The following is a 14,435-nucleotide window of genomic DNA, read 5'->3' as shown; positions in this document are numbered from 1 at the left end:
GAGCTGCGCTATACCGCCTGGGCCAAGGCCAGGGCCTGCGCGGCTTGCGCCGCGCCGTGCAGGCGCAGGGCTTCCAGGTGCGCGGTCAGGTGGGCGACGAATTCCGCCGATTCGCCCAGCTCGCCGAACACCGGCTTGAAGCCGGCCAGCACCGTCGCGCGCCGCTGCGCCGCCTGCGACGGCGCGGCCGCCCGGGCCGCGACCTCGGCGCGCATCGTCAGCTTGGCCAACGCGGCCGCCATCGGATCCTGGATGGAATAGCGCGCGCCGAGTTCGTCCTCGCCGCGCAGGTAGTGCAGCCAGGCCGCCACGGCCAGGCACAGGCGCGTGATGTCGTCGCCGCTGCGCATGCGGTCGCGTATGGTGTCCAGCAGGCGCTGCGGCAGCTTCTGGGACCCGTCCATGGCAACCTGCCGGGTGCTGAGCCGCAACGCCGGATTGGCCGCCCGGGCCAGGAAGCGCAGGCGGTACTCTTCCAGGCCGGCGCCCGGAATGCCCTTGAGGGTGGGGGCGATTTCCAGCCGCATCATGTCTTCCACGAAACGCCGCAGGGCCGGCTCCTCCAGCGCCTCGGCGACGGTGGCCTTGCCCATCGCCGCGCCCAGGTAGGCCAGCGCCGAGTGCGGGCCGTCGGCCATGCGCAGCTTGAGGCGCTCGTACGGCGCGGCGCTGCGCACGAAGGTGGCGCCGCCCTGCGTTTCCCAGGCGGGGCGGCCGGCGGCGAATTTGTCTTCGATGACCCAGTTCAGATAGGGTTCGCCCACCACCGGCCAGGCGTCTTCCACGCCCAGGCGGCGGGCGATCCGCTCGCGGTCGCCGTCTTCGGTGCGGGGCACGATGCGGTCCAGCATCGAATTCGGAAACGTGCAGTTCGCGTCGATCCATTGCGTCAGCGCCACGTCCACGCGCAAGGCAAACGCCAGCACCAATGTGCGCAGGATATCGCCGTTGCCCCGCAGGTTGTCGCAGGACAGCAGCGTCACGGGCGGCAAGCCGCGCTCGCGCCGCAATGCCAGGCCGTAGACCAGGATGCCGATGGCGCTGCGCGGCCGCTCGGGATTGCCCAGGTCGTGTTCGATGTCGGGGTCGTCCCAGCGCAGGTAGCCGGTGGCCGGCTCGCGGCAATAGCCCTTTTCCGTGATGGTCAGGCTGACGATGCGCGTCTGCGGATAGGCGATGCGTTCCAGGACGGCGTTGGGGTCTTCCTCCGCCACCATCACGCGCAAGACCGAGCCCGCCACGCGCAGCTGTTCCCGCGGCTGGCCGTCGGGGCCGATGTCGCGCAGGGCCACGGCGTAGAGGCCGTGCTGCGGCGTCAGCGCGTCGCGCGTGGCGGCGCTGCGCAGGGAGACGCCGAGGATGCCCCAGCTCAGGTCGCCGCTGGCCTGCATCGCCATATCGGTCACCACGGCCTGGTGCGCGCGGTGGAAAGCGCCCAGGCCCAGATGCACGATGCCGGGGGTGAGCCGGCTGCGGTCGTAGGCAGGCTTCTCCACGTCTGCGGGCAGACGCGGCAGGGACTCCGTGTTCAAGCGTTCAAGCATGGATGGTCTGTGCCATAGAGCGCCCAACGCCCGCCTGTCGGCCGGCCCGCGGGCGCGTGGAGGAATAACTCTGGCGGCGAGCATTCCGTCGGCATCGACTCCCTGGCCCGGCGCAACGCCAGGGTATAGCATGCCGCCGTCCGTGTCGCCACATCCGTTTCAACCGCCGGCCGGAACCCGGCCCCGGCCCGCGGGGCGCCGCCCTGGCCCGCCGGCTCCTTGGCAAGTTGCTTATTTGTTACGGGGCGGATAGGTAGAATATTCGGTCCTCGGCCTTCTTTCCCGATCCATGACCTCGAATCCGCATCATTCGCCCTACAAGAGCACCGGCGGCCTGCGTCGCATCCTGAACGCGCTGCGCTACTCCTTGCAGGGTCTGAAGGCCGCGATCAAGTACGAAGCCGCCTTCCGCCAGGAACTGGCGCTGGCCGTGCTGATGATTCCGGCGGCGTTCTTCCTGGGCCGGACCACGGTCGAGGTGTTTTTCCTGGTGGGCACGGTCATCATGGTGCTGGCGGCGGAGCTGCTGAATTCCGCCATCGAAGCGCTGGCCGACGCCCTTTCGGTCGAATCGCATCCACTGCTGGGGCGCGCCAAGGACCTCGGCAGCGCGGCCGTGATGCTGCTTCTGATCTTCGCGGGAACGGTCTGGATCGGCGTCGCCATCAGCCGTTTCGTCATGCATTGACACGGCTTGGCATCCCCCCCGGATGCGTCGCTATTTATACTGGGAGCCATGATGCCTAGATCGACGTCAGACCCCTCGGAGCGGATTGTCATCGTCGGCGGCGGCGCCGGCGGCCTGGAACTGGCCTCCAAGCTGGGGCGCGCCCACGGACGCCAGCACGTCATGCTGGTCGACAGCCGCCCTTTCCATATCTGGAAGCCGTCCCTGCACGAAGCGGCGGCCGGCACGCTGGACATCCACCAGGAAGGCCTGTCGTACCTGATGCTGGCCCACCTGAACGGTTTCTCGTTCGCGCAGGGCCGCCTCGACCACGTCGACCGCGACCGCCGCCGGATCACCGTGGACGCGGTGAACGACGCGCAGGGCCAGGAAGTCCTGCCGCGCCGCGAGCTGGCCTACGACACGCTGGTGCTGGCCCTGGGCAGCACGTCCAATTTCTTCAACACGCCCGGCGCGGCCGAGCACGCCGTTACGCTCGACACCACGGAAAACGCCGAGCAGTTCCGCCTGACCATGCTCAAGACGATGGCGCAAGTGGACCTGGCCAAGGTGCGCGATCCGTCGGCCCGGCTGGACCTGGTGATCGTGGGCGGCGGCGCCACCGGCGTCGAACTCGCCGTGGAACTGGTGGAAGCCAGCCACGTCGTCAGCGCCTACGGCCTGCCCAATTTCCGCGCCGAGCGCGACCTGGCCATCACGCTGGTCGAAGGCGCGCCTCGCATCCTGTCGGCGCTGCCCGAGAAGATCTCGGTGGCGGCCACCAAGCGGCTCACCGAGATGGGCATCCGCGTGGAAACCTCCTGCCGCGTATCAGAGGTCACCGACAGCACCGTGCGCACCGCGGACGGCCGCGAGATCCCGGCCCAGCTCTGCATGTGGGCGGCGGGCATCCAGGGCCCGGCCCTGCTGGCCGACCTGGGGCTGCCGCTGAACAAGCTGGGCCAGCTGGAGGTCAACGAGCGGCTGGAGACCCCGGACCCGCACGTCCTGGCGCTGGGCGACTGCTGCTCCGCGCCCTGGCGCGAGGGCCGCACCGTGCCCGCGCGCGCCCAGGCCGCGCACCAGGAAGCCGACTACCTCGCCAAGAAGCTCACCGCCCGCCTGCGCCACGCCGCCGAGCCCGCCGAACCGTACGTCTACCAGGACCACGGCTCGCTGGTGTCGCTCGGGCAGGACGCCGGCGTGGGCAGCCTCATGGGCAAGCTGGCCGGACGGGGACTGTTCGTAAGCGGTACACTGGCGCGCCTGATGTACATGAGCCTGCACCTGATGCACCACAAAGCCGTGCTGGGCATCTCGCGCACCGCCTCCCTGGCCCTCGCCCGCCTGCTCATGCGGCGCACGCGTCCCCGGGTCAAACTGCACTGAATCCCCATGAACTTCATCCAAAAACTCGAACACGCCTGGACCACCAGCAACTCGCTCCTGCAGGTCGGGCTAGATCCCGACCCGCAGCGCTTCCCGCGCGAGCTGCAGGGCAAGCCGGACGCCATCTTCCAGTTCTGCCGCGACATCGTCGACGCCACCGCGCCGTATGCCTGCAGCTTCAAGCCGCAGATCGCCTACTTCGCCGCCCATCGCGCCGAAGACCAGCTGGAAGCGCTGTGCCAGCACATCCGCGACAAGCATCCCGACCTGCCCATCGTGCTGGACGCCAAACGCGGCGACATCGGTTCCACGGCCGAGAACTACGCGCGCGAAGCCTATGAGCGCTACCAGGCGCACGCGCTGACCGTCAGCCCCTACATGGGCCTGGATTCGATCGAACCCTACCTGGCCTGGCGCGACCGCGGCGTGATCGTGCTGTGCCGCACGTCCAACCCCGGCGGCTCCGACCTGCAATTCCTGAAGATGGATGGCGGCGAACCGCTGTACCTGCACGTGGCGGGCCTGGTGGCCGACAAGTGGAACGCCAACGGCCAATGCGGCCTGGTGGTGGGCGCCACGTTCCCGAACGAGCTGGCCGCCGTGCGCCAGCGCATCGGCGACGCGCTGCCGCTGCTGGTCCCGGGCATCGGCGCCCAGGGCGGCGACATCACCGCGACGGTGAATGCGGGCGCCAACGCGGCCCGCAACGGCATGATGATCAATTCCTCGCGCGCCATCATCTACGCCAGCGGCGGCGACGACTGGCGCGCGGCGGCGGGCACGGCGGCCCAGGGCCTGCGCGACGCGATCAACGCGGTGCGCTGATCCGGGGCATGGGGGCCTGGAGCCCCCTGCCGCGGCGCCCCTTGCGTCAACGCCGGTTGACCGGCGCTCCCAACAATTCCAGCACCCCGCGCAGCGCATAGTCCACCGCCGCCTGGCGCACTTGCGCGCGGTCGCCCGGAAACACGTGCGTGACGGCGCGGCTGCTGATGCCTTCACCCGCGCGCAGCGCGAAACCGAAACACACCATGCCCACCGGCTTGCCCGGCGTTGCGCCGCCAGGACCAGCGATGCCGGTGGTGGACACCGCCACGTGCGCAGCGGGGGACGCCAGCAGCACGCCGTTGGCCATCTCCAGCGCGACCGGTTCGCTGACGGCGCCGAAGTGATGCAAGGCGTCGGGCGACACGTCCAATTCGGAGACCTTGGCCTCGTTGCTGTAGGTGACGAAACCCCGCTCGAACCAGTCGCTGGAACCTGCCACCGCCGTCATCGCCCCGGCCAGCAGGCCGCCCGTGCAGGATTCAGCCGTGCCCAGCATCCAGCCCTTGCGCCGCAGCGTTTCGCCCAGCCGCTCGGCCAGCGCCAGCGACGTGGCCTGCGCCAGCTGCTCGGCCGACAGATTGGGCCGGAAGCCATCTTGTTGTTCGCTCATCCCAAGACTCCTGTGCGCGCGATCAGCGCCATGACCAGCAAGGCGTATCCGGCCGCCACGATATCGTCCCACATTACGCCGAAACCGCCCTTGATGTGGGCGTCGAAGAACTTGATGGGAGGCGGCTTGACGATGTCGAAGGTGCGGAACAGCACGAAAGCCAGCGCCTGCGGCAACCAGCCCGCCGGCGTCAGCCAGAGCACCAGCCAGAACGCCACCATCTCGTCCCAGACCATTCCGACATGATCCGGCTGCTGGAGTTCACGGCCCACGCGATCGCAGGCCCAGCATCCGTACAGGAACGCCACCGCCAGGAACAGGCCGATCGCCAGGTCCGACGCGGCCGGCGCGGCCGCGGCCCAGATCGCCCAGGCCAGCAGCGTGCCCCAGGTGCCCGAGGCCGGCCGGATCAGGCCGCTGCCCAGTCCAAAGGCGATGAGCCGGCCGGGGTCGCGGCAGACCCAGGACAAGGCGGGATACGCGGCGCGGCGGCGGTCGCGCATGGAGGTGGAGCGGGTATCGGAGGGAGGCATGGCGTCCGGGGAGAAACGGAACGCGGCCGTCAGGCCGCGGGAAAGTGATCGAAGCCGGCGGGCAGGTCGGCCAGGGGCCGGCCTTGCTCGTCCAGCACGGCCAGGCCGGCCTGCTCCCGGATCTCGCCGATACGGGTGACGCGCGCGCCGGCCGATCCGGCCGCCGCCAGCACGGCCTCGCGCCGGGACGCGGGCGCGGTAAAGCACAGCTGGTAGACGTCGCCCCCGCCGAGCACGGCGCGGCGCCGGGGCGCCTCATCCAGCGATGCCAGGGCGGCGGCGGCCGGCATGTGCCCGTAGCGCAGGCTGGCGCCGGCGCGGCTGGCCGTCAGGATATGGCCCAGGTCCTGCAGCAGGCCGTCGGAGATATCGATGGCGGCATGGGCGATGCCGCGCAGCGCCAGGCCCAGCGCCACTTGAGGCCGCGGCCATTCGAGCGCCTGGCGGGTGGCCGCGAGCAAGCCGGCATCCGCGGGATACTGGCCGTCCAGCAGGCGGTAGGCGACGTCAGCCGCCCCCAGTTCACCGGACACCCAGATGTCGTCGCCCGGCCGGGCGCCGTCGCGGCGCAAGGCCAGGCCCTGCGGAACCGCGCCGAACACGGTCACGCTGATGGCGAGATCGTGCGCGCTGCGCGTAGTGTCGCCGCCGACCAGCGGGCAGCCGTGGGCGTCGGCCAGCGCATGGAAGCCCTCGGCGAACGCCGCCAGCCAGGGTTCGTCCAGGCGCGGCAGGGCCAGGCCGAGCACGCAGCCTATCGGGCGCGCGCCCATGGCGGCCAAATCGGAGAGGTTGACCGCCAGGGCCTTGTGCCCCAGCGCCTTCGGATCCACGTCGGGAAAGAAATGGCGGCCTTCCAGCAGCAGGTCCGTGCTGGTGGCCACCTGCTCGCCGGGCGGTACCGGGAACAGGGCGCAATCATCGCCCACGCCCAGCAAGCCCGCAGGGGCCGCGCGGGTGAAATAGCGCGCGATCAAATCAAATTCGGACGCCAAGGCAACTCCGCAGTCCGGCGCGGCTGGCCGGTATTGAATCCCAACGGGGGCTTGCCGCCCCCCACAAATCATGCGGAGTGCCCCGCACAACCAGAAGGGCCAGCCGCGACACCCCTCGCAAGAAACAGGTGCTCCCCCAATCCGGGCCGCGCGGATCCGGCTCCGCCGGTCCGCAGCGGCGCCCCCCTGGGGGGGAAGCGCGCAGCGCTTCGGGGGGGTTACCTCTTGTTAACCTCGTGCGCGCGCACGTCGGCCGCCAGCTTGTCGAGCACGCCGTTGACGAACTTGAATCCGTCGGTGCCGCCAAAGGACTTGGCGAGTTCGACGGCTTCATTGATGGCGACCTTGTACGGCACTTCGACGTGATGGATCAGTTCGAAGCTGCCGATCAGCAGGATGCCATGTTCGACCGGCGACAACTCGGCCAGCGGCCGGTCGACGTAGGGCGTGAAACGCTCGCGCAGCGCGGGCGCTTCGCGCAGGACCCCATGCAGCAAGGTCTTGAACCACTGCGCGTCGGCCTCGGAGAAATCCTCGGTGTCGCGCAGGTGGGCGTCGATCTCGCCGGCGTCCTGCGTGCCCTCGCCGCCGCGCAGCAGCCACGCGTACACGCCCTGCAACGCGAACTCGCGTGCACGGCGCCGTGCGCTGCGCGCGTTGGCGCGGGCTTGCGCCGCGCTATCAGCGCTGGTCGTCGTCTTCTTCGTCGTCAAAATCTTCGTCCTCGTCTTCGTCGTCTTCGTCGTCTTCCTCGGGTTCCAGCGCCGCCACCAGGTTGGCCATTTCAACGGCCACCTGGGCGCAATCGCGGCCCTTGCCGGCCGCGCGGGCCTGCGCCTGCTCGTCGGTGTCGACGGTCAGCACGCCGTTGGCGACGGGGATGCCGGTTTCCAGGGAAATACGGGTGATTGCCGTGGCCATTTCATTGCTGACCACTTCAAAGTGATAGGTTTCGCCGCGAATGACGGCGCCCAGCGCGATCAGGGCGTCGAATTCAAACGTTTCGGCCATGTGGGACAGGGCCACGCCCAGTTCCAGCGCGCCGGGAACGGTAACGACCATCACGTCGCGCTCGTCCACGCCCAGCTCGGCCAGTTCCTTCAGGCACGCTTCGAGCTCGGTCTGGCCGATCTCTTCATTGAAGCGGGCGCGTACGATGCCGATGTGCAGCCCTTCGCCATTCAGGTCGGGGGTAAGGATGTAAGGGTTCATGTGTCGGCCTTCAGTGTGTTGCGGGAGTGTTCGGAGGGTCGCAATCGTAACCCGTAATGGTGAGCGAGAAGCCCGCCATGCTGGGCATCTTGCGCGGGCGGGCCAGCAGCTTCATCTGGCCCACGTTCAGGTCGCGCAGGATCTGTGCGCCGATCCCGTAGGTACGCAAGCCGAAGCGATCGGCGTTGGCGGGATTGGCGGTGGCTTTCGGGTCGGCCCAGCCGGCGATCTGGCCAAACAGATGCTCGGTGGAGGACTGGCAGTTCATCAGCACCAGCACGCCGGCCGGAGCGGCGGCGATGGCGGTGAGCGCCTGCGCCACGCCCCAGCTGTGCGGGCTGGCGCCGGTATCCAGCACGTCCAGCACGGACGCCGGCTCATGCACGCGCACCAGCGTCTCGACGTCGGGAGTCACATTACCATGCACCAGCGCCAAATGGGCGGAGCCGGTGGCGGCATCTTCGTAGGCCACGGCCTCGAAGGTGCCCCAGGCGGTCTGCATGGACCGCTTACCCACGCGCTTGACGATGGATTCGTGTTCGCTGCGGTACTGGATCAGGTCGGCGATGGTGCCGATCTTCAGGTCGTGCTGGCGGGCGAACTCGACCAGGTCCGGCAGGCGCGCCATGGTGCCGTCGGGTTTCAGGATCTCGCAGATCACGGCGGCGGGCGTCAGCCCGGCCATGGCGGTCAGGTCGCAGCCGGCCTCGGTGTGGCCGGCGCGCACCAGCACGCCGCCGGGCACGGCGCGGACGGGGAAGATGTGGCCGGGTTGGACCAGGTCCGAGGGCTTGGCGTCGCGCGACACCGCCACCTGGATGGTGCGGGCGCGGTCCGCGGCCGAAATGCCGGTTTCGACGCCTTCGGCGGCCTCGATGGACTGGGTGAAGTTGGTGCCGTAGCGCGTGCCGTTGCGGGCCGCCATCAGGGGCAGGTCCAGCTGGCGGCAACGGTCTTCGGTGAGGGTCAGGCACACCAGGCCGCGGCCGTGGGTCACCATGAAGTTGATGGCTTCGGGCGTGACGAATTCGGCGGCCATGACGAGGTCGCCTTCATTTTCGCGGTCTTCTTCGTCGACCAGGATGACGATACGGCCGGCGCGCAGCTCGGCGATGATCTCGGCAACCGAAGCGATGCCGAAGGATTCCGGCTCGGAGCCGGGCAAAGAGGACAACTGGACGGACATGGCGGGCACGCAAACCAGGCGGGAAAGCCCGGATTTTACCGCCCCTGGAGGCAGAACCCCTATCCGGCCCTTCCGACCCCGTCCAAAGAGAGGCATCCGGTTAAACTTCCGGCCGGAGACCCCCCTCAGAAATGACGTCCCAAAGAGGAAAAAGCCCCATGCAAGCCCTTGCGGCCATGCCCTTGTCCGTCGCGGCGGCCGTCCGCGTCGTGCTGACAGACATCGACGACACCCTGACGACCGAAGGCCGCCTGCCGGCCGACGCCTACGCGGCGCTCGAACGCCTGGAACAGGCCGGCATCCAGGTGGTGCCCATCACGGGCCGCCCCGCCGGCTGGTGCGACCATATCGCCCGCATGTGGCCCGTGCGCGCCGTGGTCGGGGAGAACGGCGCGTTCTACTACGCCTATGACCGCCAGGCCCGCCGGATGACGACGCACTACTGGACCGACGCCGCCTCGCGCCAGGCCAGCCGCCGCAAGCTGGACGCGATCCGCGACCGGGTGCTGGCCGAAGTCCCGGGCGCCGCCGTGGCGAGCGACCAGGACTACCGCGTGGCCGACCTGGCCATCGACTTCTGCGAAGACGTCCCCGCCCTGCCCGACTCGGCCATCAGCCGGATCGTCGGCATCTTCGAGGAAGCCGGCGCCCAGGCCAAGGTCAGTTCCATCCACGTCAACGGCTGGTTCGGCGACTACGACAAGCTCACCATGACCCGCACGATGTTCCAGCGGGAATTCGGCGCGGACGTCGCCAGCGCCCTGGACAGCACGCTGTTCATCGGCGACTCCCCCAACGACGAGCCCATGTTCGCCTATTTCCCGATCTCGGTCGGCGTGGCCAACATCCAGGCCCAGCTGCACCGCCTGACGCACCGCCCGGCCTTCGTCGCCGCCTATCACGGCGGCGCGGGGTTCGTGGAAATGGCCGACCGGCTGCTGGCCGCGCGCGCCTCCCAAGCACAGCCGGCCTGAGGTTCCCGAAACGTGGCGACATCCAAGACTCCCTCCCCTGCCGCCGCGAACGACGGCCGCCGCAGCATCCAGTCCATCGAGGTGGGCGTGCCGCTGCTGGCCGCCCTGGTCGACGCCGGCAAGCCCCTGACCCTGCGCGACCTGGCCGCCGGCGCCGGCATGACCTCCGCCAAGGCCCACCCCTACCTGGTCAGCTTCATCCGCGTCGGCCTGGTCCAGCAAGATGCCATCACCGGCCAGTACGAGCTCGGGCCCTTCGCCCTGCAAATGGGGCTGGTCAGCCTGCAGCGCCTGGATCCGGTGCGCATCGCCATGCCCGAGATCGCCAAGCTGCAATCGGAAATCGGCCATACCCTGGGCATCGCCGTGCTGGGCTCCCACGGCCCCACCATGATCCACATGACCGAAGCCAGCTACCCGGTCCACGTGAACATGCGCAAGGGCACGGTGATGTCGATGCTGCATACGGCCACCGGCCTGGTCTTCGCCGCCTGGCTGCCGCCCAAGGTCAGCGAGCACTACATCGCCCGCGAGGAAGGCGACACGGCCGTCATCGCCAGCACGCCGCCTCCGCGCAAGGCGTCCCGCGCCAATATCGAAGCCCAGCTCGCGGACATCCGCGTGCATGGCATGGCCCGGGCGCTGGGCAACCCGCTGCCCGGGGTCGACGCGCTGTCGGTGCCGGTGTTCGACAACACCGGCAACATCGTCCTGGCCCTGACCAGCCTGGGCCCCACGGGCCTGTTCGACGTGTCCTGGGACGGCGCGATCGCGCGTCCGCTGCTGAATTGCGCCCAGGAGATCTCCCGCAAGCTGGGCTACCGCGCCTGAGCGCACTTCGCGCAAAAACGAACATAAAGCGAACATTTCGAACAAAACGCGAAAACAAAGGCAGGGACTTTCCCAGGTGTGCCGTCCCCTCTTATGTGATTGAATTCAGGAAACATTCATCTACAAGAGGAGACACACCATGCACGCCTTGCGTCTATTGCAAGCGGCCGCCGTTGCGGCGTTCGCGTTCGGGGCGCCCGCCGCCCACGCCGCCGACACCTGCTCGAACCGCGGCGACCTGGACCAGATGTATTGCGACGCCAACAAGGACCTGGTGGCGGACACCCCGTCCGACGCCTCCAAGCTCAAGACGCCGTCCACGCTGGTGTTCACCTACACCCCGGTGGAAGATCCAGCGGTCTACGAAGACATCTTCAAGCCCTTCACCAAGCACCTGTCGGAATGCACGGGCAAGCGCGTCGTGTTCTACCAGGTGCAGAGCAACGCGGCCGAAATCGAGGCCATGCGCTCGGGCCGCCTGCACGTGGGCGGCTTCTCGACGGGCCCCACCGCCTTCGCGGTGAACATCGCCGGCGCCGTGCCGTTCGCGGTCAAGGGCTACGCCGACGGCTTCCAGGGCTACAACCTGATCGTCATCGTCAAGAAAGACAGCCCCTACCAGAAGCTGACCGACCTGAAGGGCAAGAAACTCGCCCACACCGCCCCCTCGTCCAACTCCGGCCACATGGCGCCCGTCGCGCTGTTCCCCAAGGAAGGCCTGACGCCCGACAAGGACTACAAGGTGATCTTCTCGGGCAAGCACGACCAGTCCGTCATGGGCGTGAACTCCGGCGACTACGACGCCGCCGCCGTCGCCTCCGACGTGTTCAAGCGCATGGTCGAGCGCGGCCAGGTCAAGGAAGCCGACTTCCGCGTGATCTACCGCAGCGAGAAATTCCCGACCTCGTCGTTCGCCTACGCGCATGACCTGGAGCCGAAGTTCCGCGACCAGATGCTGAAGTGCTTCTACGACTACCGCTTCCCGGCGGAAATGTCGAAGGCCTTCGACGGCGCCGACCGCTTCTACCCGGTGACCTACGAAAAGGATTGGGCCATCGTCCGCCAAGTCGCCGAATCCGGCGGCGAGAGCTTCAACCGCGCCGCCTACGACCGCGAAACCGCCAAGAGCAAGAAGTAAGTCCAGTATGACGACGTCGCTACGCATTTCCGGCCTGGTGAAGGAATACCGGGCCGGCCAGCCGGTCCTCAACGGCATCGACCTGCAGATCGCCGGGCAGGGGCTGACCGCCATCATCGGCCCCTCGGGCACCGGCAAGAGCACGCTCTTGCGGTGCATCAACCGGCTGATCGAGCCGACCCGCGGTGAAATCGTGCTGCAGTCGCGCGATGGCACCGTGGACCTGGCCCGGGTGCGCGGCGCGTCGCTGCGCCGCGCGCGCCGGCGCATCGGCATGGTGTTCCAGGAGTACAACCTGGTCGAGCGCCTGACGGTGATGGAAAACCTGCTGACCGGACGGCTGGGCTACACCTCGGCCGTCAAGGCCTGGATGCGGCGCTTCGAGGCCGAGGACATCGAGCATGCCTACAAGCTGCTCGATACCGTCGGCCTGGCGGGCTTCGCCGACCAGCGGGCCGATGCGTTGTCGGGCGGCCAGCGCCAGCGCGTGGGCATCGCCCGCGCGCTGATGCAGCGCCCCCAGCTGCTGCTGGCCGACGAGCCGACCTCGTCGCTGGATCCCAAGACCTCGGTCGAAATCATGGAACTGCTGTCGGCGCAGGGCAATGCCACCGGCATCCCCGTCATCGTGAACATCCACGACGTCGAACTCGCCCGCCGCTATGCCTCGCGCATCGTGGGCATGTCGGGCGGGCACGTGGTCTACGACGGCGACGGCCAGGGCCTGGACGCCGCCACCCTGAAGACGATTTACGGAGGCGAGTCTTGGCTGGAATGACCCCTCCCGGCGGCGCCCGTCCGTTCGCCATGTCAGGGCGCGCCAAGGCGGGCCTGCTGTTGCTGCTGGCCTATACCGTGTATGCGGGCGCGCAGCTGGACTTCAGCTGGGCGCGCTTCGAAAGCGGCATGGGCCACGCGTCCACGTTCCTGGCGCGCATGTTCCCGCCCAATTTCGAGAAGCCCGCCACCTTGTGGAAGGGCATCGCCGAAAGCCTGGAGATCGCGGTGCTGGCGTCGGTGCTGGGCGTGCTGATCGCGCTGCCCATCGGCCTGCTGGGCGCCCGCAACATGATGCCCGCCTGGGTATCGTGGCCCGCGCGCGCCATCGTCGCGCTTTGCCGCGCCCTGCACCCCGTGATCGTCGCCATCCTGTTCGTCAAGGCCGTGGGCTTCGGCGCGCTGGCCGGCATCCTGGCGCTGACGGTGGCCTCGATCGGGTTCATCGGCAAGCTCTTCACCGAAGCCATCGAGGAGATCTCCCTCAAGCAGGTGGAAGCCGTGCGCGCCACCGGCGCCTCGTTCGCCAACGTGATCATCTTCGGCGTGCTGCCGCAGGTGTTCGCCCGCTTCATCGGCTTCGCCACCTACCAGTTCGACTCCAACCTGCGCAACTCCACCATGGTGGGGATCGTAGGCGCGGGCGGCGTGGGCGGCACCCTGTTCTCGGCCTTCCAGCGCTTCGACTACGACTTCGTCAGCGCCATCCTGCTGACCCTGATCGCCATCATCATGCTGGGCGAAATCCTGGCGGGCTTCGTGCGCGCGGTCTTCCTGGACAACCTCGGCTTCGAGCGCATCCTGCAAAGCCGCTTCACGGGCGCGCGCGGCGTCGGCAACAGCCGGACGCCGGCGGCGCGCAAGGCGGAGGTGGAAGAATGAACGCTTCCGCCTCGACCCTGAACCCGGCGGGCACGCCGCGCGTCTGGCAGCGCTACAGCATGGGCCAGCGCCTGCTGCGCTTCGCCCTCTACCTGCTCGTGGTCGCCGCCATCGTGCAGGCGATCCGCGGCGTGGAGGTCATCCCGGAGTTCCTGTACGACGCGCCCGAGCAGATGGCGGACCTGTTCCAGCGCATGTGGCCGATCGACTGGGCCTACTACCCGGAGGGCGTGCACGCCGCGCTGATCGAAACGCTGCACATCGCCACGCTGGGCACCATTCTGTCGGTGATCATGGCCGTGCCGGTCGGCCTGCTGGCGGCCAACAACCTCACGCCCAGCAAGACCGTCAACATGCTGGCCCGCCTGATCCTGGTGTCCAGCCGTTCGGTCAACTCGCTGGTGTGGGCGCTGCTGTTCATCGCCATCTTCGGGCCGGGCGCCCTGGCCGGCACGCTGGCCATCGCGTTCCGCTCCATCGGCTTCGTCGGCAAGCTGGTGGGCGAAGCCATCGAGGAAGCGCAGCGCGGCCCGATCGAAGCCGTCACCGCGACCGGCGCCAGCAAGGCGTCGGTGATCTGGTACGCCTACTGGCCGCAGATCCGCCCCGCCTTCTGGTCCATCGTGCTGCTGCGCTGGGACATCAACGTGCGCGAATCGGCCGTGCTCGGCCTGGTCGGCGCCGGCGGCATCGGCATGGCCCTGGACACGGCGCTCAACCTGTTCCAGTGGGACCGCGTGGCCCTGGTCCTCGCCGCCATCTTCGGCGTCGTCGTGCTGGCCGAAATCCTCATCACCCAGGCTCGCAAGCGCATCCTCTGACGCGCTCGCGCCGCCCTACCGCGTTCCTTTGCTCCGCCCGGAAACGGG

At 68.7% G+C, this 14,435-nt stretch carries 16 protein-coding genes; 9 read left to right on the top strand and 7 right to left on the bottom strand.

The window, feature by feature from the left end:
* Positions 1 to 8: 8 nt before the first annotated feature.
* Positions 9 to 1,544: a mannitol dehydrogenase family protein gene (locus tag ADE01S_RS18065; protein WP_062683106.1), complete on the bottom strand. Its 1,536-nt coding sequence runs from the start codon at positions 1,542 to 1,544 to the stop codon at positions 9 to 11.
* A 289-nt stretch (positions 1,545 to 1,833) separates the two neighbouring features.
* On the opposite strand from ADE01S_RS18065, the gene ADE01S_RS18060 reads away from it, so the two are divergent.
* The 3 genes from ADE01S_RS18060 to pyrF are packed head-to-tail and all read left to right on the top strand — an operon-like array spanning position 1,834 to position 4,425.
* The gene (locus tag ADE01S_RS18060; protein WP_062683105.1) at positions 1,834 to 2,232 is read left to right on the top strand and encodes a diacylglycerol kinase; all 399 of its coding nucleotides are present in this window, start codon (positions 1,834 to 1,836) and stop codon (positions 2,230 to 2,232) included.
* A gap of 48 nt (positions 2,233 to 2,280) precedes the next feature.
* On the top strand, positions 2,281 to 3,600 hold the full coding sequence (locus ADE01S_RS18055; RefSeq protein WP_062683104.1) for an NAD(P)/FAD-dependent oxidoreductase: 1,320 nt from the start codon (positions 2,281 to 2,283) through the stop codon (positions 3,598 to 3,600).
* A 6-nt stretch (positions 3,601 to 3,606) separates the two neighbouring features.
* Positions 3,607 to 4,425 (top strand): orotidine-5'-phosphate decarboxylase, encoded by an 819-nt coding sequence (gene pyrF / locus ADE01S_RS18050; RefSeq protein WP_062683103.1) that lies wholly within the window; start codon positions 3,607 to 3,609, stop codon positions 4,423 to 4,425.
* Positions 4,426 to 4,471: 46 nt separating this feature from the next.
* On the opposite strand, the gene ADE01S_RS18045 is transcribed toward pyrF, so the two are convergent.
* From ADE01S_RS18045 to ribBA, 6 genes are all read right to left on the bottom strand, one after another.
* Positions 4,472 to 5,038, bottom strand: coding sequence for a CinA family protein (locus tag ADE01S_RS18045; protein WP_062683102.1), 567 nt, complete (start codon positions 5,036 to 5,038; stop codon positions 4,472 to 4,474).
* Positions 5,035 to 5,541, bottom strand: a complete 507-nt coding sequence (locus ADE01S_RS18040; RefSeq protein ID WP_062683101.1) for a phosphatidylglycerophosphatase A family protein — start codon at positions 5,539 to 5,541, stop codon at positions 5,035 to 5,037. Before ADE01S_RS18040 ends, ADE01S_RS18045 begins: the two co-directional genes overlap by 4 nt.
* A 59-nt stretch (positions 5,542 to 5,600) precedes the next feature.
* The gene (gene thiL / locus ADE01S_RS18035) at positions 5,601 to 6,566 is read right to left on the bottom strand and encodes a thiamine-phosphate kinase (RefSeq protein WP_062683100.1); all 966 of its coding nucleotides are present in this window, start codon (positions 6,564 to 6,566) and stop codon (positions 5,601 to 5,603) included.
* Positions 6,567 to 6,784: 218 nt separating this feature from the next.
* A complete protein-coding gene (gene nusB, locus ADE01S_RS18030) occupies positions 6,785 to 7,279 on the bottom strand; it encodes a transcription antitermination factor NusB (protein WP_054451928.1) in 495 nt (164 codons plus the stop codon).
* Entirely contained in the window at positions 7,248 to 7,778 is a 531-nt protein-coding gene (ribH, locus tag ADE01S_RS18025) for a 6,7-dimethyl-8-ribityllumazine synthase (RefSeq protein WP_062683099.1), read from the bottom strand. Before ribH ends, nusB begins: the two co-directional genes overlap by 32 nt.
* Before the next feature lie 10 nt (positions 7,779 to 7,788).
* On the bottom strand, positions 7,789 to 8,964 hold the full coding sequence (gene ribBA, locus ADE01S_RS18020; RefSeq protein WP_062683098.1) for a bifunctional 3,4-dihydroxy-2-butanone-4-phosphate synthase/GTP cyclohydrolase II: 1,176 nt from the start codon (positions 8,962 to 8,964) through the stop codon (positions 7,789 to 7,791).
* A gap of 158 nt (positions 8,965 to 9,122) precedes the next feature.
* Here ribBA and ADE01S_RS18015 point away from each other — a divergent pair, with 158 nt between their 5' ends.
* From ADE01S_RS18015 to phnE (ADE01S_RS17990), 6 genes are all read left to right on the top strand, one after another.
* Positions 9,123 to 9,938 carry an HAD-IIB family hydrolase gene (locus tag ADE01S_RS18015; protein ID WP_062683097.1) on the top strand — a complete coding sequence of 272 codons (816 nt, stop codon included), beginning with the start codon at positions 9,123 to 9,125 and terminating at the stop codon, positions 9,936 to 9,938.
* 12 nt (positions 9,939 to 9,950) lie between these two features.
* The gene (locus tag ADE01S_RS18010; protein WP_062683096.1) at positions 9,951 to 10,769 is read left to right on the top strand and encodes an IclR family transcriptional regulator; all 819 of its coding nucleotides are present in this window, start codon (positions 9,951 to 9,953) and stop codon (positions 10,767 to 10,769) included.
* A 139-nt stretch (positions 10,770 to 10,908) separates the two neighbouring features.
* Positions 10,909 to 11,907 carry a phosphate/phosphite/phosphonate ABC transporter substrate-binding protein gene (gene phnD / locus ADE01S_RS18005; RefSeq protein ID WP_062683095.1) on the top strand — a complete coding sequence of 333 codons (999 nt, stop codon included), beginning with the start codon at positions 10,909 to 10,911 and terminating at the stop codon, positions 11,905 to 11,907.
* A gap of 7 nt (positions 11,908 to 11,914) precedes the next feature.
* Positions 11,915 to 12,685 (top strand): phosphonate ABC transporter ATP-binding protein, encoded by a 771-nt coding sequence (gene phnC / locus ADE01S_RS18000; protein ID WP_062683094.1) that lies wholly within the window; start codon positions 11,915 to 11,917, stop codon positions 12,683 to 12,685.
* Positions 12,682 to 13,566: a phosphonate ABC transporter, permease protein PhnE gene (phnE, locus tag ADE01S_RS17995; protein ID WP_062683093.1), complete on the top strand. Its 885-nt coding sequence runs from the start codon at positions 12,682 to 12,684 to the stop codon at positions 13,564 to 13,566. Before phnC ends, phnE (ADE01S_RS17995) begins: the two co-directional genes overlap by 4 nt.
* Complete coding sequence (phnE, locus tag ADE01S_RS17990) at positions 13,563 to 14,387, top strand: phosphonate ABC transporter, permease protein PhnE (protein ID WP_062683092.1); 825 nt, start codon at positions 13,563 to 13,565, stop codon at positions 14,385 to 14,387. Before phnE (ADE01S_RS17995) ends, phnE (ADE01S_RS17990) begins: the two co-directional genes overlap by 4 nt.
* The last annotated feature ends 48 nt before the right edge of the window (positions 14,388 to 14,435 follow it).

Origin of the sequence: Achromobacter denitrificans NBRC 15125 (assembly GCF_001571365.1) — a bacterium.
GTDB lineage: Bacteria > Pseudomonadota > Gammaproteobacteria > Burkholderiales > Burkholderiaceae_B > Achromobacter > Achromobacter denitrificans.
Note: the sequence above shows the minus strand (reverse complement) of the source record. Positions and strands in the feature narration are given on the sequence as shown.